At 47.2% G+C, this 25,417-nt stretch carries 15 protein-coding genes; 13 read left to right on the top strand and 2 right to left on the bottom strand.

Going from position 1 to position 25,417, the window contains the following annotated elements; translation table 11 throughout:
- Positions 1-31: 31 nt before the first annotated feature.
- Both PRUB_RS22965 and PRUB_RS22960 read right to left on the bottom strand, forming a co-directional pair.
- The gene (locus PRUB_RS22965; protein ID WP_010380037.1) at positions 32-2,533 is read right to left on the bottom strand and encodes an ABC transporter permease; all 2,502 of its coding nucleotides are present in this window, start codon (positions 2,531-2,533) and stop codon (positions 32-34) included.
- On the bottom strand, positions 2,523-3,242 hold the full coding sequence (locus tag PRUB_RS22960) for an ABC transporter ATP-binding protein (protein WP_010380035.1): 720 nt from the start codon (positions 3,240-3,242) through the stop codon (positions 2,523-2,525). The genes PRUB_RS22965 and PRUB_RS22960 overlap by 11 nt, the downstream gene beginning before the upstream one ends.
- Between PRUB_RS22960 and PRUB_RS22955 the strand changes: the two genes are divergently transcribed.
- The 13 genes from PRUB_RS22955 (at position 3,241) to PRUB_RS22895 (ending at position 25,325) form a co-directional block, all read left to right on the top strand.
- Positions 3,241-3,861: an arylesterase gene (locus tag PRUB_RS22955; RefSeq protein WP_010380033.1), complete on the top strand. Its 621-nt coding sequence runs from the start codon at positions 3,241-3,243 to the stop codon at positions 3,859-3,861. The two genes, PRUB_RS22960 and PRUB_RS22955, sit on opposite strands and share 2 nt — an antisense overlap.
- Positions 3,862-4,301: 440 nt before the next feature.
- The gene (locus PRUB_RS22950; protein ID WP_010380032.1) at positions 4,302-7,613 is read left to right on the top strand and encodes a M4 family metallopeptidase; all 3,312 of its coding nucleotides are present in this window, start codon (positions 4,302-4,304) and stop codon (positions 7,611-7,613) included.
- Between the two features lie 83 nt (positions 7,614-7,696).
- Positions 7,697-9,745, top strand: coding sequence for a Hint domain-containing protein (locus PRUB_RS22945; protein ID WP_010380029.1), 2,049 nt, complete (start codon positions 7,697-7,699; stop codon positions 9,743-9,745).
- Positions 9,746-9,793: 48 nt separating this feature from the next.
- Complete coding sequence (locus PRUB_RS22940; RefSeq protein ID WP_010380027.1) at positions 9,794-11,041, top strand: hypothetical protein; 1,248 nt, start codon at positions 9,794-9,796, stop codon at positions 11,039-11,041.
- A gap of 9 nt (positions 11,042-11,050) precedes the next feature.
- The gene (locus tag PRUB_RS22935) at positions 11,051-11,908 is read left to right on the top strand and encodes a GEVED domain-containing protein (protein WP_242065367.1); all 858 of its coding nucleotides are present in this window, start codon (positions 11,051-11,053) and stop codon (positions 11,906-11,908) included.
- A gap of 11 nt (positions 11,909-11,919) precedes the next feature.
- Positions 11,920-13,398, top strand: a complete 1,479-nt coding sequence (locus PRUB_RS22930) for a hypothetical protein (protein ID WP_010380024.1) — start codon at positions 11,920-11,922, stop codon at positions 13,396-13,398.
- A gap of 60 nt (positions 13,399-13,458) precedes the next feature.
- The gene (locus PRUB_RS22925) at positions 13,459-14,526 is read left to right on the top strand and encodes a hypothetical protein (protein WP_010380022.1); all 1,068 of its coding nucleotides are present in this window, start codon (positions 13,459-13,461) and stop codon (positions 14,524-14,526) included.
- A 547-nt stretch (positions 14,527-15,073) separates the two neighbouring features.
- Positions 15,074-18,364: a GEVED domain-containing protein gene (locus PRUB_RS22920; RefSeq protein WP_010380020.1), complete on the top strand. Its 3,291-nt coding sequence runs from the start codon at positions 15,074-15,076 to the stop codon at positions 18,362-18,364.
- Positions 18,365-18,446: 82 nt separating this feature from the next.
- Positions 18,447-20,543, top strand: a complete 2,097-nt coding sequence (locus PRUB_RS22915; RefSeq protein WP_010380016.1) for a Hint domain-containing protein — start codon at positions 18,447-18,449, stop codon at positions 20,541-20,543.
- Between the two features lie 49 nt (positions 20,544-20,592).
- Positions 20,593-21,840: a hypothetical protein gene (locus PRUB_RS22910; protein ID WP_010380013.1), complete on the top strand. Its 1,248-nt coding sequence runs from the start codon at positions 20,593-20,595 to the stop codon at positions 21,838-21,840.
- Positions 21,841-21,849: 9 nt separating this feature from the next.
- Entirely contained in the window at positions 21,850-22,707 is an 858-nt protein-coding gene (locus PRUB_RS22905) for a GEVED domain-containing protein (protein ID WP_242065347.1), read from the top strand.
- Positions 22,708-22,718: 11 nt separating this feature from the next.
- On the top strand, positions 22,719-24,197 hold the full coding sequence (locus PRUB_RS22900) for a hypothetical protein (protein WP_010380010.1): 1,479 nt from the start codon (positions 22,719-22,721) through the stop codon (positions 24,195-24,197).
- A gap of 60 nt (positions 24,198-24,257) precedes the next feature.
- Positions 24,258-25,325, top strand: a complete 1,068-nt coding sequence (locus PRUB_RS22895) for a hypothetical protein (RefSeq protein ID WP_040644504.1) — start codon at positions 24,258-24,260, stop codon at positions 25,323-25,325.
- Positions 25,326-25,417 lie beyond the last annotated feature (92 nt).

Raw genomic sequence — 25,417 nt, 5'->3', positions numbered from 1 at the left:
ACACAAGCCGCCACCACTCAGAGAGTCACCATCAGGCGACCTTTCGCAGTAACCCCTGAGTATTCTGACGCATGGTATGTGCTACCATAAAATAGCCAATTAAAGCCACGAAAGTAGCGCCAGATACTGGCCCCAGTATCCACACATAAGGGTGAAGCCTGCCATCCACACCAAACAATTGCTGCTGAATAACAAACAGGGTGATATCACTGACCAGTGCAGCAACGAAACCTGCCAGCGCGCCCAACAGTAAGAACTCATACAGGGTCGCCAGCTTAATCAACTTACCCCTGGCACCGAGTGTGCGCAAGATAACCACTTCCTGCATACGTTCAGCCAGACTGGCTTGTACCTGAGATATCAAGACCAGGGCACCGCTTATCAACACAATGGACAGCACAAAACCAATCGCCAGAGACACCTGAGCAATCATAGATTGTACCTGGGCGATATTGTTCTTGATGTCTATCATACTGACAGTCGGATATTGTAATAACAACCGGCTAATCGGGCGAACATGATTGTCCTCTAACTTGGCCGCCGTAAAATAAGTCACTGGCAGACGCTCGGCCATAGCAGAGTTAAAAATCATCACAAAGTTAGGCTTGAGCGTTCCCCAGTCGACACTGCGAATACTGGTTACTTTGGCTTCAAAGGTCTGCGTATTGACCAAAAATGTCAGCGTGTCTCCAAGCTCAATACCAACCCGCTCCGCGGTGCCTTCAAACACAGAGACCTGTAATTCATCTGTTTGCTCAAACCACTGCCCTTCCAGAATTTCGTTGCCATCCGGCAAGGTATCGCTCCAGGTCAGGTTAAGCTCACGACCAACACCATTACGGGCATCTTCTTGTTGCTCCTCGCCTTCCTGCTTAGATACCCGGCGGGCAAATGCCTCGCCATTTAAGGCATTAACGCGGCCCCGGAAAACCGGGTAAAATGCCTCATGATGAATATTTTGCTCAGCAAAGAAGGTCTTGAACTGTGCAACGTCACGCTCTCCAATGTTGATTAAAAAGGCGTTAGGTGCATCTTCAGGTACCTGCATTTGCCAGTCAGAGATCATGTCATTTTTGAGCACAAACAAGAACAACATTAACTTAATGGCCAGTGCAAAACTGATCAGCTGAATGGCGTTTGCATTGGCGCGTTTTTGCAATGTCGCAATCGCCAGAGACCAACTGTTGCCCGGGCTCAGTCCTAATTTACGACCAGCACTGAAAAACAGTCGGGACAAACCAAACAACACGCCCATCAGAGTCGCAGTACCTGCAAACAATAACAGCGTGGTTTTAATGTCCCCGCTGAACAGCCACATCAACATAAAAATGGTGCCCACAGAAAGCGCCATATGCACCCGGCTCACCGCAAGCTTATCGCCCAGACTTCTTCTGAGCACCCGCAGAGGAGGAATATCAAACAAATCCAATAACGGCTTCAAGGAAAACATCAGTGCACACACAACACCAATGGCAATAGACAATAGCCAGGGCCTGGGCCCGGCGAGAGGTAGCTCATTGGCAACAAAACTGGTCAGGTAGTCAACCGCCACTTCCTGTAAGCCATAACCAATTGCCAGACCAATGGCCAGAGAGCTAACGGTTACGAGCGACAGGTGCATCAGGAAGATGCGTTTGATAGTTCCGCGACTGCCACCCAAGGTTTTCATCATGGCGACTGGATCGTATTGACGCTCACAGTAACGTTTTGCAGACACGGCCATTGCCACCGCTGCTAACATAATACCGAATAAGCCGGCCAACAGTAAAAACCGTTCTGAGCGCTCCAGGTTCTCACCCAGTGGTGACTGTCGGTCTTTGATCCCCTGCCAGCTCTGATTTTCCCTGAGCTGAGGTTTTAACCAAACATAATAATCTTTGAGTATCTGCTCATCGCCAGCAAACAGTAGTCGATAAAATACATCACTGCCTGGCTGAACCGCTTGTGTGGTCGGGATATCAGCAATATTCAGTAACACACGTTTGTTACCGGCCAGCGAGAAAAATGCAGCGTCAGGCTCCTGTACCAAAACCTTTGTCACGGTAAACATACCCGCACCAATTTCTACTTTATCGCCCACTTTGAGCCCTAGCGTATAAAACAGCCCTTCACTTAGCCAGGCTTCGCCCTTGCCAGGTGCCGCAGCAATGTCGTATTTCTCTGCGTCCAGTGCGTCTCTGAGGGTTATTTTACCACGCAGGGGGTGGCTATCGCTCACTGCTTTAATTGACCCCAGCACCAACTCGTCTCCCACGAAGAGCATGGAATCAAAATAGATGTTCTGTGCCGTTTGCAGGCCGAAATCCTGCGCGACCTTGAGGTAACTCTCATCGAGCTCATAGTTACTGGACAGGCGGCGGTCGGCCGCAATAAAGTCTGCGGATTTCTGTTCAATGTTAAGTCGGATCCGTTCAGTCACTGAGCTTAAGCTAAAGACCGTCAACACCGCCAATGCGATGGCAGCAAAAATGATGGTCAGCTCACCTCGACGCAACTCCCGAAAAAATAATCTCAGCGCCAATCTAGCCCACATGTACTGCCACTCCTTCTCCATCACGGATCTTTGCCAGCTGACCACCCTCGATATGGATAATGCGATCACACTGCTTAGCCAGGTCTTCGTCATGTGTGACCAAAATAAGGGTTGTGCCATTCTGTTTATTTAAGTCAAACAGCAGGCTTTCGATTAAATGACCGTTTTTAGAATCCAGGTTTGCGGAAGGCTCGTCAGCAAACAGAATTTTTGGCGTACCGATAAATGCACGCGCTATAGCAACTCGCTGCTGCTCACCGCCAGACAGCTGAGAAGGATAATGACCCACCCGATGCGACAGCCCTACTTTTTCCAACAGGGCCTGTGCCTGCTCTCGGGCATTTTTTTCACCCGCAAGCTCGGCTGGTAACATCACATTTTCTAGTGCTGTCAAACTCTGAACCAGCATAAATGACTGAAACACAAAGCCGACTTTCTCAGCCCTGAGTCTTGCGCGCTGCTCTTCATCAAGGCGATGTAGCGCCTCACCATCGAGATAAACCTCTCCCTTGCTGGCAATGTCGAGTCCCGCCAGTAAGCTGAGTAACGTTGACTTGCCCGAGCCAGAAGTGCCAACCACTGCAACTGATTCACCTGACTTGACAGAAAAATTGATATCGCTAAGGATAGTGAGGTCACCCTCAAAGGTACTGACGGTTTTACCCAACTCCTTAACCTGAATAATATTTAACTGAGAAAGCACTGACATGATGCGATTTTTCCTACAACTGGTGGTATTGATCTTCGGCACACTTTTCGTCTTAAAAGCGAACGCCAACGATACCAAAATTATGATCATAGGTGATAGCTTAAGCGCCGGTTATGGTCTCAAACAAGCACCGTCCTGGGTTAATTTGTTACAAAATAAATACGAAGCAGAGCAAAAAGCGATCACTCTGGTGAATACCAGCGTCTCGGGACAGACCACAGATAATGCGCTGCTAACGGTCGACAAGCAACTAGAAAGCCACCAACCCAGTCATGTACTTATCGAGCTTGGCGCTAATGATGGGTTGCGAGGATTTCCGCCTAAACTGATCCGCAAACATTTACGTGAGCTGGTCGAAAAAAGTCAGGCCAGCGGTGCCAAAGTCGCTTTGATGCAGATCCAGATCCCACCAAACTATGGCAAACGTTACAGTACCCTTTTTGCGGACAGCTACCCTCTGGTGGCCGAACAAACTGGCGCCTATCTGATGGAGTACTTCATGTTGCCCATTGCAGCAGATCGCAGCCTGATGCAAAACGATAATTTGCACCCCAATGCCGAAGCACAGCCCATTATCCGCGATTTTATGTACCAACGCATTGCACTGTGGTTGCAGTAATAATACACACAGGACTCGCCTGACGTGCATTGGCACTGATCAGGCGAGTATTCCTGCAAGATTTAAAAACGCTTTATTGTCAAAGGCAGGTCAACACGCTCGTTTCGGGGCAGTTTATAAGCGCCGTACAAAGCTAAAACCGCTGGCGAAAATGATGACTTCAAAGACCGCGAACTAAATAATCCATCCCTTTTTACATTGTACCTTAAAAAACAACAAACGAATTCTGCCTCCTGCCATTCTTTGTAAAGAACAACAAAAACAAAGCCATACAAAAGTTCGTACCCAATACACAAAAGCCCATCATTACAAACTAAAAAACCCGCAAAAAGAAACAATAAATAAACATTTGCAACAATTAATTTAATTTGTATACTAAGTGAACAAATGTGAGTTTTAACTCTATTAAGCACCAATAATGCAACAAAAAAGGATTATTTATGACACGCCTCAGCGCAGTGCTTGGCGCAGGAGCTATTGCTTTGTTAAGTACACAAGCCACAGCTACCATCGAGTCTCAAGCGCTACTCAATCAGCAGCACCTTTGGTCACAATTACCAACAGCGGCTCAACCCGAACACAACTCTCCGACAGCTAAGACTCTACGTGTAAATACTGCGCTGACCTATCGGCTAGAAAAAGTCGCAGGTACGCAGCCACAATACGAGCACTACCGGGCTTACTATCAGGGCAAACCTGTACTTGATAGTCAGCTGGTTGTTGCACGGGATACGCACGGTAATGTTATCCAGAGCATGGGCAAATTGCTTAGTGGTGAAGTTAGAGTCGCTGAGCATGGCACAGGCCACCAGCCAAACTTCACAGCAAGCGTTGCACGTTATTACCAGGACGAACACACGAAAATTAATTCGTCAATCTCGGCGTATTTAGTTGTAAACGGAAAGTTACTTGACGTGAAAGTTATAGAGGTCAACCGTAAGGGTCTTCATGAGCAGCTTGTTCTGGACAGCGCACAGGGCAATGTCATCCGCCATCGCTCCCATACATCCTTCTATTCAAAAGAGACCATGTCGGCTAGCACAGGGCTAGATAGTAGCTATGTCCCCGGAGGTGGTATAGGTGGGAACGATAAACTGGGTGCGATCTGTTATTCACCGCAGCCAGACAGCATGGCGGCCTGTACAACGTATCAATACGACGAATTTACACCTGTCGGACAACGTCTACTGTTTACTGACGCAAATCCAAATGCTATTTTCGCCCAATTTGGCGGATACCCCTTAATCGTCAAAAAAGAACTGGATTCATGTACTCTGGAAAACCCCTACCTGAGCACTTTTGATGCCAGAAGCTCAGATACAAACCCGGTCTCATACTCCTGCGGAGAAAAAAACGAGGACTTTGATGTCACTAAGGTGACTAGCAACTTTGATACCTGGTTCACCTACAGCCATGCCAGCGAAGCGCATTTCAATGCCGGTGTTGTGATGCAGTACTTTCACAATCAATTTGCTGACTTATATCCAAGCCAGTCCTCAGACTGCTCAAGCAATGGCTATTGCATCAAACCGCTTAAACAAAAAGTACACAGCAACACCATATTTGGTACTAATAAAGCGTTCTGGGACGGCGAGTTTGTCAACTATGGCTCTGGTGATGGTTACTATTTTTACTCACAAGCCACGCTTAGCATTGCCGCACATGAAATTGGTCATGCGATCACCAGCTGGAATTCAGGCATTGGTGCTGAGGGCGTAGACGGTGCCATTAACGAAGGCTTCTCAGATTTGGTAACTGTCGCGGTTATGGATTACTTTCAGAATCAGGCCTCGGGCGCATACAGTCAATCCGAGTACTTTACCAAACAGTTTAACGAGCAGGCAGGTCAATACGGTCAGAACCGAAAGTGGTGGTTTGGCTGGGATGCAATCTATGCGGATCAGGGCGTGCGCTTTTATGAGCTCCCCTCCTGGGATGGCACCAGTATCGATCATGTCGCTGACTTTTCGACGGGTAAAACGGAGCACGCTAACGGGGGTGTACTACGTAAAGCCTTCTACGAGCTAGTAAAAACCAAGCAATGGTCAATTCAGGATGCCTTCAAAGTGTTTTTGCGTGCCAATACGGCAGGCTGCATGTTCCCCAACATGAGTATGGACGAATATGGCTATTGTCTGGCAGCACAAACGCCTTTCATTGATATTGAAAACAAAAACGCCGACCAGCGCAAAGCTGACATTACAGATGTATTGCTAGGCGTCGGTATCGTCGCAGACAACAACTTATCAACACTAGATGCCAATGCCAAGTATAGTTACAACGAAGTGAGCTATGACATCAGCCACTTAGCTACTGATACCATAGAGCAGATCCGTGCAGATTGGGGCGATGGCACCAGTAGTCTATGGCGTAAGAGTGACAACCAGGCTATCTACCCCTTTTTACAACAAACACACGTAATACCAAACGATATATTGGCACGCGCTGCCATTGAAGTTCAATTTAGTGGCAATCAAACCAGTACGGCCTACCGACACTTTTTTAGCCGTCCAGCCGATGTTAACTGTCCACCTTATTTGAATGCCCCTGCGATACATACCAGCAGCCTGAACATTGCTAATCATAGCATCAGCAATATTACCGGAGAATATACTTCAGAGGTTGGTAATCGTATTCCACTGGCCCGTCAACGCAGCTATAGCCTTGTTTTTGATAAAGATCTCAGTGGTAAAAAGCTCACTGTCTTGTTTGACTCAGATAAAGACGGAGAATTCGCCTACACTGAAAAACTGATCGGTAACGAGACGATATCAGGCAACAGTGCTGCTTTTGAATTAAGTAGCGCCATTCCCTCTGGCATAGGTCTGATGCGGGTTGCTATCTCAGACGACAAATACTCCTACATTCATAGCTGTGGTGTTGTAGATGCAGGCCAGGTCATTGACGTAATGATCGATGCAGATTCCGCTAACCTGCCAATCATTGCCGACTTTAACTATCAAATTCTGGAAGGTAACAAGGTTAAATTCATCAATAACAGTACAGCCAATCAGACTAAACAACCGCAATATAGCTGGCAGTTTGGGTTTGATAATCAAACCAGCAGTGAAGAAAATCCTGTAATTCAGTTTCCAGAGAACGGCGGAACATTCAACGTCTCCCTGACTACCCGTTATCAGGATGGCAGTGACAGTGATACCAGTACCCAGACTTTAACACTACAACCGGTTTCAAGCTGTAGTGCAGGCATTACCGATCCAAACAATGCAGGCGTCTTGTACATCGACAAGCTTACTTTTAATTACTACTCAACGGTATTACATGAGGTGACAGAAGTAGCCGGATATAATGCGTCAGGGTATAACTTTACGACTGTGAACGACTTCTCACGCTATGATAATTCGTACCTGACTGTGGTTGGCTCGACCAACTTCCTGCCACGGTCCACCATAGACAACCTATATGGTAACAATCAGATTGGTGCACGCTTCACTGTCTGGCTGGATAAAAATCGCGATGACACATTCAGCAAAGATGAAGGCCACAATGGCAGCAATGATTACACCTATGACTACTACACCACAGACTGTCACTCCAGAACAGACGGGATTGAGTATTGCCGTGTCACTTCAAGCAAAATCATCCGCCTCCCCTGGGTGAGCAGAGATAAGCTGTTCACATTAAGAGCCAAATTTGAGGAAAACCCTCAAAACCCATTAAAGCAGGATGCTTGTAAATCCTTCACTTACGGAGAAGTTGAAGACATTCAATTCAAAATTACTAGATGGTAATTAACACCTTGTGCTCGCAGTTATGTAGATAGGGGCTCACCCTATCTACGAGCCTTTTTAAAATTAACTAAAAGGAAAATAGTATGAAACTGGTTAGCCTAGCAGTTGCCGCTGCACTGGGAGGAGCTTCTTTTGCTTCTATCTCAGCGCCTCTTACTCAAGAATCCGAGCGCTTCCCCGAAAGCATCGTCAAATTTCAGCAACTCGGTGAATTGGAGCAAGCCAAGCAACGCCTTGCGAGACACGGCATTACAGAGAAAAATCGCCCGTTTCTGTTTCGTTCTTTAGAAGAAACACTTAACCGTAAAGCCAACCAGCCAGAAATGGCAGGTATCATGTCGACAACTCAATCCTCAGACTGTCAAACAGGTAAGCTTTGTTCATTCTTCAAGCATATGGGCCTTCGCTCAATGACCCGCAAAGATGGTCAGGAATACCTGGTGCTAACAGCAGTCAACAGTGAATTCAGTACCACATACTACACCTATATCGATTTGACCCTGATGAATGAAAAAGGTGAAGAGTTGGTCATGCCAAGCTTTAACGAGTTTTTTGGCCAAGGGACACCCGACGAACCACAGAAACGCGTAAGTGTTGCCTCAGTTGGCCGCATGGAAGACGTACTACCGAAATTGATTAACTCTGAGCGCATCTTCGCAGACGCATACCTCACCGTGTCATATGAGGGCGCCAATGGTCAAACAGTCACTGAAATTCGTTCATCGGTTATTGAATATTCACCAGAAACCTTACTGGCCGATTTGGGTGTGTATAAGACCAATGGTGCCACGGCGAAGATGGCAACACTGAACAGTACTGAAGCAGGCCTGGCAACCACTTTACCTGATGGCTATGCCCGTACGACTACCAGCATTCTTGAAAACGAAATTACGCACCCGGTAGACGTTAAAGAGCGAAATGAGGCAGATCCATCCCTTAACCGCATTAAGGTCTGTCTAAACCGTAAATATCAAGACTGTGACTACGAGGCTATGTACGCGCATGGCACGCCTAATGACCAGTTAAAACTCCTTATCCCGTTCAGTGGTTTCCGTGAAGTGATGGGCGAAGTCACTAAAATCTATACACCTGAATGGCATCAACTGGCTGTCAGTTATGACCCGAATACAGGTGCAGGCACAAAGTCACTGATCAAAGATGCGCAGGGGCAGCCCGTTACAGACAAGCCTGATGGACTGCACTATGGTTCTGAAATCTATATTCAAACACGTGAAGGCGGCGGTGCGTCACGCATCGGAGACGATTACAAAGCATCTGATGCAATTAATCTGTTCTCTGACTACATCACGCTACAAAAAGGGGTCAAAGATGTCGGTGGCATTGACTACCCTTATACACGTATGTCCTGGAATATCCCAAGAAACATGGGCGTATTTGGCGATGCAACCTTATATGGCCGCTACCTGGATGCACATTGGATCATGAACCTGGCAGTTGAAGTAGAGCAGCAACGTGGCCCGCGCGTTATGACACGCCACTTCACTTATGTTATCGGCAGCTCAGATATGCCAGAAAGTAACTGGAAAGACATCAAGCACCCACCAATGCAAGTGGTCTACAGCTGTCTGGCAAAAGGATCACTAATTACTCTGGCCAATGGCAAACACCTGCCAATTGAGCAACTGAGTGTTGGCGATACCGTACTAGGAGCCAGCCAATTTGCACCAGATGAGCATATGCCACTTGAGATCGAAGACATTTCTATAGGTGTCGAGCTGATCCCAATGGTCAAGCTAACGACTGCCTCAGGTAAAACTCTGCTGCTAACCGAATCACATCCGGTTGTAACGGTTTCAGGTCTGTCAGCTTGGGCAAACAAAGTAAAAGCAGGCGACCAGATCCGTACCCAAAGTGGTATTGAAATGATCACAGCCATTGAAGAAGTGAAATACAACGACAATGTCTACAACCTTAAGCTAAAACGTACTGACACAGACGAGAAACATGTCACTGGTGAAACATTCACCATGTTTGCAAACGGCTTACAAGTCGGTGACCTAGCAATGCAAAGTGACAACGAGTTCTCTGACAGTGAAATCACCACTCAAGATGTGCTCAACAACCTCCCTGAAGCATGGCACCAGGATTACTTAAATAGCCTTAACGACTAAGGTTTAAGCGAATAGAGGCCCACTGGGCCTCTCATGGAGAGATCAAACATGAACTATGCAAAATTCATTCAAGTCACACTCGCTTGTGCGACTTTGCCTGCGCTTGCTACGTCACAGCCTCTACCTACTAAGCTGAGTGAGATACATGGACAAGCAGCAACGTCCAATGTGGTTGACCTGGCACCATTGGGCACGGCCTATCAAAGTAAGGGCGATATTCTGCTGGGATTGAAATCAGTTGATGGCCAAACAGTCGAGCACCTTGGCAATACCAACATCGATTTTCGTGTAGGTGTTGACCTGGGTTACGAGCAGGCATTAAAACTGATTGACGGTAAAGTTGATGCTGGCTTCAAATTCCCCGCAGTACGTGTTGATGCTGGTGCTAACTATGCTAAAGACATAAGCGCTGACAAATACACCGGCACTTATACCGTGTATTCCTCAGTAAAACCCAAATCCCGGATCCTAATGCCTGCTACCGATGCCGGTTACCAGCCAACACAGGCTGCATTGGATCTGGCACAGGCCTACCCGGGTAATAAAGCGGCAAACCTCGGTGATGGATTTATACAAGGCTTTGCCTATGGCTCCAATGTGGTGATCAATATGAAAATTGATTATCGCAACGAGAGCGATAAGCGCACCATTGGTGGTTATCTGAGCGTAGACTGGATAGGCAAGGTCAAAGTCGATGGCCAGCTGCAAAAGCTGGACGATGAGAAACGTCAATCCGTCAAAATTACTATCAGTGGCTATCAAAGTGGCGGTGAGCCAAACCGCCTGCTGCAAATCATCCCAAATGGGATCATGAGCTGTACTTTGCTAAACCCTGAGCCGTGCTTCAATCTATTTGAATCTGCGGTTAACTACCTAAAAACAGATTATATTAACCAGTTCCAGTCATTGGACGACTACAATGTGACCGACACTTATGTGTCAAAGTATCTGGATTCAGGCTCAAACCTGCAACAACTGATCCCCGCACAGGGATATGAAGCTGTTAACTATCTCACCAAGTTAGTGGTTAAAGAGTTGACTTCGCGCTGGATTGAGGAACGACTCACCTATCGCCGAGCCAAGAACCTACAACGCTACTACGCATCTCAATTTAATGCTGGGCAACTCAATCAACTGTCGGAAATAGAGACAGCCAGTCGGGCCAATGCCAACCTGTTTGCCGACCTGGTCGACTATTGTGAACGCAACCCAGAGGGCAATTACTGCATCGATTACGAAGCCGCTAACCTGGCTTACTATCGCGATTACAGTGCCTACAGTGATGTTTTGAAGTAAGGATACGCAATGATGAATACGTTATTTAGATTATCTCAGGTTGCCGTGCTCTGTGGCCTCACACTCGCCACCAGCAGCGTATCAGCCAATACGATTGAAGAAGCCAATTTTAACGAACTGGGCGATATGCTCACTGTAACCGAAGCCAAAGGTCGCTATGACTGGTTGAAAAAATGTTACGACGGGCTACTTGTCGAAATGTGGGAACAAATGTATGACTCCCGCGAAATCATCAGTAAAGAAGAAAAGCTCAATCAGCTCAAGCAACTGTGGCTTTCGGATTCAGCACTTGCCGCCGGTAATGCACAATACCCGACCTTCGCCAATGAAGACTTTACCAACCCATACGGCTGGTATGCAGGCACTAGCCAGGATCAGGCCTGCACCACTATGCCACCGGAATATAAAGCGGTTGCACTCAAAACCACAGTGCTGACCAATAAGTATTGCGCAAACAATAGTTACGACAATGAGTGGGAATGGATAGAGCAGGTCAAAGTAGATGACTTTATTCACACCTCAGGGAGCACAGCACACACACTCGTATCTGGCAAAGTCCTGAATTTGCGGGCCAATCGTGACGCCAATGTCGAGATAAAACCGGGTTTACTGGATCCAAACTACCCTACTCTGCTGGCAGCGCGAGTTTGGATTGACTGGAACCACAACGGTCAGTTTGACCACGATGAGCTGGTACATAACAGCACAACAGGCAATACAGTGAAATTCACCCTATCAGTCCCTGACAACACGCCCGATGGTGTCACCCTGATGCGCGTAGCGCTGGATGCAGGAGGCGGCTCAGACAATGCCTGCACCAACATTCAGTATGGTGAAGTTGAAGACTATATGCTCACGGTTCGTTAAGGAAAGATGATATGAAATCACTCTATTTATCTGTACTTGCAATAGCATTTGCAGGACACAGCATGGCTGATGAGCAAGCCAATGCTGACATCTCAAGCTCATCGGTGTCAGGCTCTGTGATCTCAGGCCTGATCAATGATCACGTGGCAATAGGCACCGCCTATGACAGCCAGAAAAAACGCTTTTTAAATGTCCAGCCCGTTGCAGGCATCATTGACGAAAGCTACGGAAATACAGAGCTCAAATTTAAAACCGGCATTGATATGAGCTATGACGATGTGCTCAATACACTCAATGGTAGCGTTGATGTGGACGTCAACTTCCCAGTCGTCAGGGTTTCGGCAGGTGCTTCTTTAGCGAAAGAAATGGCGTCAAGCTCTTACTCGAGCTCTTATACTTTCAGTGCTTCCAGCACCCCGAAAAAGCGCTTATTCCTGCCCAAAGATCAAAACACAGGTTACGCATTGAGTGCAGTCGGTCAGGACATTGCGAACAATCACCAAACCAAATTGCAAACACTGATTGGCGATGAATTTGTTACTGGTATTGAATACGGTGCCAACGTCCTGGTTAATCTGAAAATAGATTACGGTAGTAACCAGGATAAGTCGGACATCGGCGGTTATCTGGATGTTGACTTATATGGCGGGGTGTTCAACGTCGGCGGTCAGCTCAGATACCTAAAGGATGAAGTCAAATCTTCGGTTAAGATCACGGTACGTGCTATCCAGCATGGCGGTGACCCTAAACAGCTATTGACCATTATCCCGAATAACATCATTACCTGTTCACTGGACAATCCAACGCCTTGTTTTGACATGTTCTATGAGGCTGTGAAGTACGCTAAAAGTGGATTTAATCAGCAGCTTAATTCATTGAGTGATTACAACGTGGTGCGCTACTACACCACCCGTTATGAAAACTCATCGTTGCCTTTGCGCGCACTGGTACCTGAGTATCAGATTGTACGCAATGCCACGAAATGGCTGATCAGTGAGCTGGAAGATGACTTCAAACAGGCCATTCTGGATGAGCAACGCGCCCAGAACCTGCTTAACAGCTACTACGCGTATTTACCTGAAGCACAGCGTACAGCCGTCGAGCGGATTAAAGATCTGGCCTACAACAATGCCTGGTTCTTCTTTAATGCCGCTCAGTTCTGCCGCGATAACCCTTTTGGTTATGCCTGTGAGAACAAGGTACAGGAAATGAAGACCGCTTGCGAGCAACGCGGAAATGCTTGTCCTGCGGCTTACGATGTCACTCAGCTCCAATTACCCAGTAGTGATGAATTCGACTGGAAGCAATGTGAGCTTGCGCGCCAGGAAGCGGTCAGGGCCGGGATGGTCAGTGAAGAAGACAGTGCACGCTTCAGAAATCTGCGCTGGGCACCCACATTCATCGACGTCACAGCCCCCGCCCGTGGGATCCTGAACTGGCGTTTGTGTGAAGGTGCATTGACCACTTACGGTACGGCATTTGCGCAATAACCTGCCATACTTAATCGCAATGTGCTTATGCACATTGCGATTTCTATTCAGGGAGCGGATATGAAAAGCTATTTAACGATCCTGGCGCTGAGCTGTACTTTCGCAGCGCATGGCCAAATTTATTACAGTGAACAAGTCGGAGCAAATGATCTTGGCAGAGCATTTGATCCTACCATGCACAAGGTGAGCCATGCTTGTCTGCAAGGCACACCAGTGCAGCACTCAGAGCAAAGTGGCAGCCTGGATTACTTCCAGCGCGTCGATGAAACCTTTATCAAGCGTCGCACGTTTGGAGAGGTACATGGCGGCGTTAATTTGTTTATCATCGCCGGCAGTGTATCTACCTCAATGACTCACCGAAACGCGACGGATCAACGCACATTAACGTCGCAATTGCACCTTAAGTTTGACGAAGGCTACAGTACCTTAGAAAACCGCCAGGTAAAATCGGGCGTAGACCTGAAGGACTGTGGCAGCCACTTTGTTTATCAGGTCAACTATGGGCGCGACCTGTTCGTCAACACCCGGCTGCACTTTAGAACAGAAGAAGACTACAAGCGATTTGTCATCAAAATAAAGATACGTTTGTTGTTCTTTAAAAAAACCATTACCAAAGTCAAAGAAATCGAAAAATATGCCGAAAATGCGGTATTCAGCGTCGATGTCAATTCCAATGGCCCGCTGCCTGCCAAACTGCAACAACAACTTAATGAGCAACCTACCTACTGCCGGGGCGGCAACATCACCCCTTGTTTGCAAACCCTGGAAAGCCTGGTGGCCTACAGTTTCGACCCGAACGGCTTGATGCTCGATCTAGCCGATCTGGATAAAGTTCCCCGCAGTTTTGTGGTGAAAAGCTATCAGGATTCCGGCCACTACGGCGGTGCAGACTGGCAATCAGTGATGAGCAATACCCTGTATGAAGCGACCTGGCGATGGGCTGAGCATCAGTATGGTGAAGCAGTCAGGCACCTGGAGCGCACTAAAGCCTTTCTAAGCGTCGCTACGGACGCTGAAAAGCCTGCACTGGAAGCGCAGTTTGAGGCAGCTCAAATAGCCCTCAATGATGCCGGGATACTACGTCAGACCTGTCTGGCATCCCCCTGGTTAAGTCAGTGTGGTCCCTGACTCTCCTTTTTAAATACACCTGAGTGGCTAACTGACCTGGCCACTTTTCAAGCCCGGACTTCTTGGCCAACCTCCCCCTTGATCAAGCTATCGTTCAATCTGCTTAATTACAACTTTCCCTGATACAGACCTTTTTGCCAAATGAACAATCAACTAATGGAGTACAACACTGATAGTTCATCTAAGCAATAAAAACCAATTAAATACAAAAACAAAATAAACAATGTTTCATATAAAAAAATTAATTAACATTCAAATCACCACCATCAATCTCCCGGATAATGCTAATACGAGCAGATCACACTCCCTTACATACGTAAATGTCGCAACGAAAACAGAGAAAAAATTTTAACCATTTAAAATCAACAAAATATAAAAACCAACATTCAGAGAATAATTCATATTTACACCCTATTTTGAACCAGCACACCCCCCCGAGTGGAACACTAAATGTACTTTATCAAAAATAGATTTAGCTCATATACTAATCGAACACAAAATAGCCCACGTAAAAAATTAACTTTTTGCAACAAATAAGGACGATTTTATGAAACGCCTTGGTACTTTACTCGGCGCCGGTTCGATTATGTTATGCAGTACACAAGCATCAGCCTCGATCGAATCACATGCGCTTCTCAATCAGCAGCACCTATGGACGAAACTTCCGACCACTGTGCATGCCGAGGCGCCTGGCGCGTCGGTAGTGTCAGTACATTCAAATACCGGGCTATCCTATCAATTGGAAAAAGTGATCGGAGAGCACCCACGATATGAGCACTATCAAGCTTACTTTCAGGGCGTGCCTGTACTGGACAGTCGGTTAGTCGTTGTACGAAATCAACAAGGCGAGATCATCCAGAGTATGGGGAAATTACTCAGTGGTTCCGTTCAGCTTGTGGATATTGCTTCGCAACATAACATTGACCTGCTGCGAATAGCGTCCGAGCTCTATGCAGGCAGGCAGCCAGAGATTGACAGTACTTCAAAAGCTTACCTGCTAACTCAGGGCCAGCTCCTGAGCGTGACAGTCCTACAGGTCCGCCACAACGGACTTAAAGAGCAAGTTATCCTCGACAACAGTCAGGGCACTCTGGTTCGACGTCAATCATCTGTTTCATTTTTCACGTCACCGAATCTGAATGATTATGTTGCCGGAGGTGGAATAGGAGGAAACGATAAGCTCGGTGCTATTTGTTATTCACCACGACCAGAGAGCATGCAAGCCTGTACCGCATACCGCTTTGATGAGTACACCCCGATTGGGGAACGATTGATGTTCTCAGACAAGGACCCAGGTGCAATCTTTGCGCAATTCGATGGTTATCCGCTAGTCGTAAAAAAAGAACAGGATATTTGTCGACTGGAGAATCCTTACCTGACCACTTTTGACGCCAGAAACAACGACACCCAGGCCGTGTCTTACGCATGCGGTAGTAACAATGAAAACTTCGATAGTGTTGCGGTAGATGATAACTTTTACACTTGGTTCAGCTACGACCCAGCTACCGAGGCACATTTTAATGCTGGTCTGGTTATGCAGTACTTTCACAAGCAGCTCGCTCACCTCTATCCGTCACAGTCTTCAGATTGTGTCTGGAGTGGATACTGCATCAAACCTCTCAAGCAAAAAGTGCATAGTAACACCATTCACGGTCCCAACATGGCTTTCTGGGATGGTGAATATGTCAACTATGGTTCTGGCGATGGGTTCTATTTTTATTCTCAAGCCACTTTGGGCATTGCTGCACACGAGATTGCCCATGCTATTACGAGCTGGAATGCCGGCATTGGGCCAGAAGGCGTTGACGGGGCCATTAATGAAGGTTTTTCCGATCTCGCAGCCATTGCCGTATTAGACTACTTTCAAAGCAATGCCGGCGGTACGTACACACAGTCAGAAGCCTTTACAAAACAATTTAATGAACAACCCGGTCAGTACAACCAAAACCGTAAATGGTGGTTTGGATGGGGCGCGATATATGAAGATAAGGCCGCTCGTTTCTATGAACTTCCCTCTTGGGACGGCACCAGTATCGATCATGCCTCTGACTTTTCACTCGCCAAAACCCCGCATGCCAACGGGGGAGTACTACGTAAAGCATTCTATGAACTGGTAAAAACTAAGGGATGGTCAATTCAGGATGCCTTTAAAGTGTTCCTGCGCGCGAACACGTCTGGCTGTATGTTTTCAAACATGAGCCTGGACGAATTCGGTTATTGTGTGGTTGCACAGGCGCCCCACATTAACATCAGTAATAAAAGCGCCATACAGCGCAAAGACGATGTCACAGATGTATTACTCGGTGTCGGCATAGTCGCAGACAGCAGCCTCTCGACTTTAGAAGCCAATACTCGAGTCAGTTATAACGAAATAAGCTACGACATCAGCCACCTGAACATTGATTCAATTGAAAAAATTAGCGCACAATGGGGCGATGGCACCAGCAGTGAATGGCACCAGGGCAGTAACCAGCCAATCTACCCGTTCCTGCAACAAGCACATCAGGTGCCAGACGGCACGCTGACCAGAGCAGCCATCACTGTCGAACTCACCGGAGAAGGCACACGTTCAGCATATCGCCACTTCTTCAGCCGGCCAGCCAATGTCAGTTGCCCTCCCTATCTGAATACATCAAAGGTACACACAAACAGCCTGAAGGTCGCAGATCACGCTACCCTGTTAACAACAGGCGACTACACCTCCCTGGTTGACAGCCGTATACCTTTGGCCAGCAAGCGCAGCTACAACCTGACCTTTGACAAAGACCTGAGCGGGAAAAAACTGACGATACTATATGACATCAACAAAAATGGGCAGTTTGACTACACTGAAAAGCTAGTCGGCAATACGACTATCTCAGGCAACACCGCCACCTTTGCCCTAAACGACAACATTCCGCAGGGCATAGGCCTGATGCGCGTTGCTATTTCAGACGTAAAGTACTCTTTTATAGATAGCTGTGGTGTCGTCGATGATGGCCAGGTGATAGACCTGATGATAGACGCAGACGCGCCAAACCTGCCTGTGGTTGCCGACTTTAGCTATCAGTTGCTCGACGATAACCGGGTAAAGTTCACAAACAACAGCACAGTAAATCAAGTTAAACAGCCTGTCTACCGCTGGAATTTTGGCTTTAACAATCAAACCAGTAATGATGAAAACCCAATCATTCAATTTCCACAGGACGGCGGTACATTCACTGTATCACTCACGACCCGTTATCAGGATGGCAGTGACAGTGACTCCGCAACTCAGACACTCACTTTGCAACCTGTATCCAGTTGCCCTGCTCAAATTACTGAGCCCGCTAATGCAGACGCATTTTATATCGACAAGTTAACTTTCAATTACTTTGGCACTGTATTACATACAGTTACTGAAGCTTCAGGTTTCAATGCAACCGGATATACACTCACGGCATCGAGTGGTTTTTCTCATGTAGGCAACAGAACGATAAAAGTCGTGGGATCGACCAATTTATTGCCACGCTCTACCATAGACAGTCTGTATGGCAACAATCAAATTGGTGCTCGTTTCACCATCTGGCTGGATAAAGATCACGACGGAAAGTTCAGCAAGCCCGAAGGGCATTATGCCATGAACGATTACAGCTACGATTACTATAAAACGGACTGCGAGTATAAACCTGACGGTAAAGAATACTGCCGTGTTACTGCCAGCAGACTGTTCCGTTTACCCAGAGTAGACGAAGACAAAACATTCACTCTGAGAGCAAAATTTGAGGAAAACCCTCAATACCCCCTAAAGCAGGATGCTTGTAAATCCTTCACTTATGGAGAAGTTGAAGACATTCAATTCACAATTACCAAAAAGTAATGACCACTTTGTGCTCGCAGTTAGCTAGGTAGGGATCCTCCTGCCTACGAGCCTTTTTATTAAAATTTAAAAGGAAGATTGTATGAAACTGGTAAGCCTTGCAGTTGCCGCTGCACTGGGAGGAGCTTCTTTTGCTTCTTTGTCAGCGCCAATTGCTTCAAACACTGAAAACTACCCTCAGCATATTGCTGAATTTCAGCAACTCGGAGAGCTTGATCAAGCCAAGCAACGTTTGGCCAGACATGGTATCACTGAAAAAAACCGCCCATTCTTATTTCGCTCAATGCGACAAACCATTAATCAGAATGCATTCAGCGCAATGCCCACTCTGAGCGCAATGCATGCTCCGACAGCAGATATCATGGCGCAAGAGCAGCCGTCAGAATCGAACTGTAGCACTGGCAAAGTCTGTTCGTTTCTCAAGCACATGGGCATTCGTTCAATCACGCAAGAAGACGGTCAGGAATTTCTGGCAATAACCGCCGTAAACAGTGAGATCAGCACCACGTACTACACCCTGATTGACCTGACCTTGTTTAATGAAAAGGGTGAGGAGCTGGTCATGCCCAGCTTCACCGAATACTTTGGCCAGGGCACCTCAGATGCACCTCAAAAGCGAGTCAGTGTGGCGTCATTGGGTAAAATGAACGATGTGCTTCCCAAGCTGGTCAACTCAGAGCGCATTTTTGCTGATGCATATGTCATCGTGTCCTATGAGGGCCCCAATGGCGAAACTAAAACAGAAAACCGTCACTCTGTGATCGAATACTCTCCAGAAACCTTATTAGCTGAGCTTGGAATTTATAAAACATCAGATACAGCCACACAAGCTCCCGGCGCTCAGGCCGGCACAACCACCTCCAGCACTGTGATGCCGCCAGGGTATGCCCGCGCTGGCCAAGCTATTTTGGAAACTGAAATTATTCACCCTAAGGATACCAAAGAGATTAGTACAACAAAGCCCGCAACTAACCGGATTAAAATCTGCCTGAACCGTGACTATGGTGACTGTGATTACGACGCCAAGTACGACCCGGGTACGCCCAATGAAGATTTGAAATTATTGATCCCATTCAAAGGTCATCGTGAAGTTTTTGGGGAAGTGACGAAAATTTACACACCTGATTTTCATCAGCTAGCGGTCGAGTATAACGAAGTAACGGATAAAGGGACTATCAAAGGAACCACAAAACTGGTTGTTGATAAAAATAACAAGCCTATTGTCGAAAAGCCCACAGGTATCAAATATGGTTCTGACATTTTTATTCAGACTCGCGAAGGTGGGGGCGCCTCGCGGATTGGCGATGAGTACAAAGGCGCTGATGACACTAATTTGTTTTCGAGGTATATAACCCTGGAAAAAGGGGTTAAAACCATAGACAAACGTGACTATCCATATACCCGTATCTCATGGGATATTCCCAGAAACTCGGGCGTATTTGGAGACGCCACGTTATATGGCCGCTACCAGGATGCACATTGGATCATGAACCTGGCAGTCGAAGTAGAACACAAACGTGGGCCTCGCTCCTTAATCCGTCACTACACCTATATCACAGGCAGCTCAAAATTGCCGGATTATACCAACTGGGTAAGCGTCGAACATCCACCAATGCAAGTGGTCTACAGCTGTCTGGCTAAAGGCTCATTAATCATGCTTGCCAACGGTAAGCAGGTACCGATCGAGCAGCTCAGTGTGGGCGATACCGTGCTGGGAGCCAGCCAGTTCGCACCAGAACAGCATATTCCGCTTGAAATAGAAGACATTTCAGTGGGTGTAGAAGCCATCCCTATGGTCCAGCTGACGACCGCCTCAGGAAAAACCCTATTGCTGACCGAATCACACCCGGTAGTTACAGTTTCAGGCCTGTCAACGTGGGCCAATAAAGTGAAAAAAGGCGACCAAATCCGCACTCAAAGTGGCGTGGAGATGGTTACAGATGTCGAAGAAGTGAAATACAACGACAACGTCTACAACCTGAAACTCAAGCGCACCGACACAGACGAAAAACATGTCACGGGTGAAACCTTTACCATGTTTGCAAATGGCCTGCAGGTGGGTGACTTAGCCATGCAGACCGACAATGAGTTTTCAGACAGTGAAGTGACGACCCAGGATGTACTCAATAACCTCCCTGAAGCATGGCATCAGGATTATTTGAACAGCCTTAAAAACTAAGGACTAAGCGACAGGAGGCCCGCAAGGGCCTCCCATGGAGAGACCAAATATGAATTATGCAAAACTCATTCAAGCCATATTGGCATGTACAGCTTTACCAGCGCTTGCGGCTCCTCAAATGATACCCGCACAGCTCAGTGAAGCACAGAGCCAGGCTGCAACATCGAGTGCCGTCGACCTCGCGCCACTCGGCAGCGCCTTTCAAAGTAAAGGCAATATTTTACTTGGATTAAAGTCAGTTGATGGGCAAACAGTTGAGCATCTGGGCAATACCAATATTGACTTTCGTGTTGGCGTCGACCTTGGTTATGAACAAGCGCTAAAATTGATTGATGGTAAAGTGGATATCGGGTTTAAGTTTCCAGCCATACGCGTTGATGCAGGTGCAAACTATGCTAAGGACATCAGCGCCGACAAATATACGGGCACTTATACCGTCTATTCATCCATTAAGCCTAAATCACGGATCCTGATGCCCGCTTCTGATGCCGGGTATCAGCCCACACAGGCGGCGTTAGATCTTGCTACTGCCTACCCTGGCGATAAAGCCAAAAACCTGGGGGATGGTTTCGTACAAGGCTTTGCCTACGGCTCAAATGTCGTGATCAACATGAAGATCGATTACCGAAACGAAACCGACAAACGCACCATTGGCGGCTACCTGAGCGTGGACTGGATTGGCAAAGTCAGCGTAGATGGCGAGCTGCAAAAGCTGGATGATGAAAAACGTCGGTCAGTCAAAATTACCATCAGTGGCTTTCAAAGTGGTGGAGATCCAAACCGTCTGCTGCAGATTATTCCAAACGGGATCATGCGCTGCACTTTGCTCAATCCAGAGCCTTGTTTCAACTTGTTTGAATCCGCAGTTCATTACTTAAAAACAGACTACTTGCACCAGTTCGATTATTTAGATGATTACAACATCACAGATACCTATGTCGCTAAATATCTGGACTCTGGAGCGGGCCTGCAACAACTGATCCCTCAAGATGGTTATCAGGCCACCAACTACATGACCAAGCTGGTAGTCAAAGAACTCACTGCACGCTGGATTGAAGAGCGCCTGACGTATCGCCGGGCAAAAAACCTGCAGCGTTACTATGAAGCTCAGTTTACCAGAGAGCAACAAAATAAACTGTCAGCAATTGAATCTGCAAGCCGGGCAAATGCCAACCTGTTTGCCGATCTGGTCGATTACTGTGAACGTAATCCGGAAGGCACTTACTGCATCGATTACGAAGCAGACAACATGGCGTACTACCAAGATTACAGCGCTATTAGTGATGTTTTAAAGTAAGGACACACAATGATGAATACAATATATAAGTTATCTAAGATTGCCTTGCTTACAGGCTTGTCTTTTGCGGCCACTAATGCCGCTGCCAACACAGCTGAGGAAGCCGGCTATAGTCAGCTGGGTGATCTGCTGACTATGACAGAAGCCAAAGGCCGGTATGAGTGGCTAAAAAAATGCTACGACGGGCTTTTAGTAGAAATGTGGGAACAGATGTATGACTCACGGAACATTGTTAGCAAAGAGCAAAAACTCAACCAGTTAAAGCAACTGTGGCTTTCGGATACCGCGCTTGCAGCAGGCAAGGCCCAATATCTGACGTTTGCCAATGAAGACTTCACCAACCCGTATAACTGGACTGCGGGCACCAGTGCCACGGACGCGTGTACTACGATGCCACCAGAATACAAAGCGGTTGCGTTAAAGACCTCTTTATTGGCCCACAACTATTGTGCAGTCAACAGCTATGACAACGAATGGGAATGGATAGAGCAAGTCAAAGTAAATGACTTTGTACATACCTCCGGTACCTCTAAGCACACCAAAGTTTCCGGCAAGGTGATTAACCTGCGGCCAAAAGGTGAAGCTGCCATTGAGATAAAACCGGGTCTGCTCGATCCCAACTACCCAACCTGGTTTACAGTACGAGTATGGATCGACTGGGACCACAATGGTCAGTTTGACAGCAATGAACTGGTTCACAATTCAACAACTGATTCCACCGTCAAATTCACGCTCCCCGTACCGACGGACACCCCGGAGGGGGTCACTATGATGCGAGTCACGCTGGATGCTGGGGGAGGCGTGAACAACGCCTGTGCCAACGTTCAGTATGGTGAAGTTGAAGATTACTTACTCTCAGTTCGTTAAGGAAAGATGATATGAAATCACTCTATTTATCAGTACTTGCAATGGTGTTTGCAGGACAAGGCCTGGCAGCTGAGCGACCTAGTGCTGCCATTTCAAGCTCAAATGTATCGGGCTCCGTGATATCCGGTCTGATCAATGACCATGTAGCGGTAGGCACAGCCTATGACAGTCAGACAAAACGTTTTTTAAATGTACACCCGGTGGCGGGTGTCATTGATGAAAGCTATGGTAATACCGAGCTCAAATTTAAAACCGGCATCGATATGAGCTATGACGATGTCCTCAATACACTCAATGGTAGCGTAGATGTAAACGTTAACTTCCCTGTTATACGTGTCTCTGCCGGTGCCTCGCTGGCAAAAGAGATGGCATCCAGTTCGTATTCCAGCTCTTACACTTTCAGTGCATCCAGCACACCGAAAAAACGCCTGTATTTGCCGCAAGATCAAAACGCGGGATATACGCTGAGTACGGTTGGTCAGGATATTGCGAACAATCATCAGGCCAAATTGCAGACACTTGTCGGAGATGAGTTTGTCACCGGCATTGAATATGGCGCAAGCGTATTCGTGAACCTGAAAATCGATTACGGCAGCAGCAAGGATAAATCAGACATCGGTGGTTACCTGGATGTGGATTTATATGGTGGCGTCTTTAATGTCGGAGGGCAACTTAAGTATCTCAAAGATGACACCAAGTCCTCTGTTAAGATCACAGTCCGCGCGATCCAGCACGGCGGTGATCCCAAGCAACTACTGAGCGTTATTCCAAACAACATCATTACCTGTTCTTTGGATAACCCAACCCCCTGTTTTGACATGTTTTACGAGGCTGTCAGATACGCAAAAAGTGGTTTTAATCAACAGTTAAATTCACTGAGTGATTACAACGTAGTGCGCTACTACACCACTCGCTACGAAAACTCATCGCTGCCGCTGCGCGCTTTGGTACCTGAATACCAGGTCGTGCGAAATGCTACCAAATGGCTGACCGCAGACCTGGAAGACGACTTTAAACAGGCAATGCTTGATGAACAGCGTGCGCAGAATCTGCTGAACAGCTACTTTGCTTATCTGCCTGAGCCACAACGTACTGCTGTAGAGGAAATTAAAGATAAGGCCTACAACAATGCCTGGTTTTTCTTCAATGCTGCAAAGTCCTGTCGCGATAACCCTTTTGGTAATTCATGCGAAACCAATATTAAGGATATGAAAGCGGCTTGTGAGAAGCGCGGAAACAAGTGCCCGGCGACCTATGATGTCACTCAGCTACAACTGCCTAGCAGTAATGAGTTTGACTGGAAGCAATGTGAGTATGCCCGCCAGGAAGCCGTTCGGGCAGGCGCAGTCAGTGAAGAGGACAGCGCACGCTTCAGAAACATGCGCTGGGCACCGACTTTCATTGATGTCACGTCTCCGGCCAGGGGCATCCTGGACTGGCGATTATGTGAAGGCGCACTGACCACGTACGGTACAGCGTTTGAGCAATAACCTGCCATGATCAATCGCGATGCGTTCATTCGCATTGCGATTTCTTTTCAGGGAGCGGATATGAAAAGCTTTTTACCTTTATTGTCTCTAAGCTGTGCCTTCGCCGCCCAGGGACAGATTTATTACAGCGAAAAAGTCGGCGTCAACGACCTTGGCCGGGCCTTTGACCCCTCAATGCATCAGCTCAAAGATGCTTGCCTACAGGGAACACCAACGCAGCATACTGAATTCAGTGGCAGCATGGACTATCTCCAGCGTGCAGATCAAACCTTGATCAAACGTCGAACTTTTGGTGAAGTGCACGGTGGCGTCAACCTGTTTATTATTGCGGGCAGTGTGTCCAGCTCTATGACACACCGCAATGCCACCGACCAAAATACGCTTACCTCACAGCTTCATCTGAAATTTGAAGAGGGTTATAGCACGTTAGAAAACCGACAGGTGAAAACGGATGTAAACCTTCGGGACTGCGGCAGCCACTTTGTTTATCAGGTGAATTATGGCAGGGATCTGTTTATCAATACACGCCTGCATTTCAGAACCGAGGAAGATTACAAACGCTTTGTAACTCAAACCAAGACTCGCCTCTTGTTTTTCAAAAAGACCAAAACCAAGGTCAAAGAATTCGAGAAGTATGCCGAAAATGCGGTATTCAACGTCGATATTAACTCAAACGGGCCGCTTCCGGCAAAGCTGCAACAGCTCCTGAACGAGCAACCGACCTATTGCCGGGGGAGCGATATGACACCATGTCTGCAAACGCTGGAAAAACTCGTTAACTACAGTTTCGACCCGGATGGGCTGCAATTCGATTTGACTGAGCTTACAAAAGTACCACGGAGCTTTGTTGTAAAAAGCTATCAGGAGTCTGGTCACTTTAGTGCACATAACTGGCAACCTGTAGTGAGTAATACAATGCACGATGTAACCTGGCACAGAGCTGAGCAGCGCTATGGTGAGGCAGTCAGACGTGTAGCACGTTTTAGGGCATTTCTGGCAGTTGCCAGTGAAGCCGAAAAGCCGGCATTGGAAGCTCAGCTTGAAGCAGCGCAAATAGCACTTGATGACGCTCAGAGGCTACGCAAGAATTGTATTGAGTCACCCTGGATGAGTCAGTGTGGCCAGTAAAGTTTGCACTTTTACGCTATTTAAGTGGCTAACTCGTTTAGCCACTTTGTCAAAAGTTCCCTTCATACTGAAAAATCCTATTCGACTTTAGT

It is taken from the genome of Pseudoalteromonas rubra (assembly GCF_000238295.3).
Taxonomy (GTDB): Bacteria; Pseudomonadota; Gammaproteobacteria; order Enterobacterales; family Alteromonadaceae; genus Pseudoalteromonas; species Pseudoalteromonas rubra.
Note: the sequence above shows the minus strand (reverse complement) of the source record. Positions and strands in the feature narration are given on the sequence as shown.

Excerpts from the sequence above, each read along its gene's own strand:
- PRUB_RS22965 (WP_010380037.1), bottom strand. The coding sequence starts at position 2,533 with ATGTGGGCTAGATTGGCGCTGAGATTATTTTTTCGGGAGTTGCGTCGA.
- PRUB_RS22910 (WP_010380013.1), top strand. The coding sequence starts at position 20,593 with ATGAATTATGCAAAACTCATTCAAGCCATATTGGCATGTACAGCTTTA.
- PRUB_RS22940 (WP_010380027.1), top strand. The coding sequence starts at position 9,794 with ATGAACTATGCAAAATTCATTCAAGTCACACTCGCTTGTGCGACTTTG.
- PRUB_RS22900 (WP_010380010.1), top strand. The coding sequence starts at position 22,719 with ATGAAATCACTCTATTTATCAGTACTTGCAATGGTGTTTGCAGGACAA.
- PRUB_RS22915 (WP_010380016.1), top strand. The coding sequence starts at position 18,447 with ATGAAACTGGTAAGCCTTGCAGTTGCCGCTGCACTGGGAGGAGCTTCT.
- PRUB_RS22925 (WP_010380022.1), top strand. The coding sequence starts at position 13,459 with ATGAAAAGCTATTTAACGATCCTGGCGCTGAGCTGTACTTTCGCAGCG.
- PRUB_RS22930 (WP_010380024.1), top strand. The coding sequence starts at position 11,920 with ATGAAATCACTCTATTTATCTGTACTTGCAATAGCATTTGCAGGACAC.
- PRUB_RS22905 (WP_242065347.1), top strand. The coding sequence starts at position 21,850 with ATGATGAATACAATATATAAGTTATCTAAGATTGCCTTGCTTACAGGC.
- PRUB_RS22945 (WP_010380029.1), top strand. The coding sequence starts at position 7,697 with ATGAAACTGGTTAGCCTAGCAGTTGCCGCTGCACTGGGAGGAGCTTCT.
- PRUB_RS22895 (WP_040644504.1), top strand. The coding sequence starts at position 24,258 with ATGAAAAGCTTTTTACCTTTATTGTCTCTAAGCTGTGCCTTCGCCGCC.
- PRUB_RS22920 (WP_010380020.1), top strand. The coding sequence starts at position 15,074 with ATGAAACGCCTTGGTACTTTACTCGGCGCCGGTTCGATTATGTTATGC.
- PRUB_RS22955 (WP_010380033.1), top strand. The coding sequence starts at position 3,241 with ATGATGCGATTTTTCCTACAACTGGTGGTATTGATCTTCGGCACACTT.
- PRUB_RS22950 (WP_010380032.1), top strand. The coding sequence starts at position 4,302 with ATGACACGCCTCAGCGCAGTGCTTGGCGCAGGAGCTATTGCTTTGTTA.
- PRUB_RS22935 (WP_242065367.1), top strand. The coding sequence starts at position 11,051 with ATGATGAATACGTTATTTAGATTATCTCAGGTTGCCGTGCTCTGTGGC.
- PRUB_RS22960 (WP_010380035.1), bottom strand. The coding sequence starts at position 3,242 with ATGTCAGTGCTTTCTCAGTTAAATATTATTCAGGTTAAGGAGTTGGGT.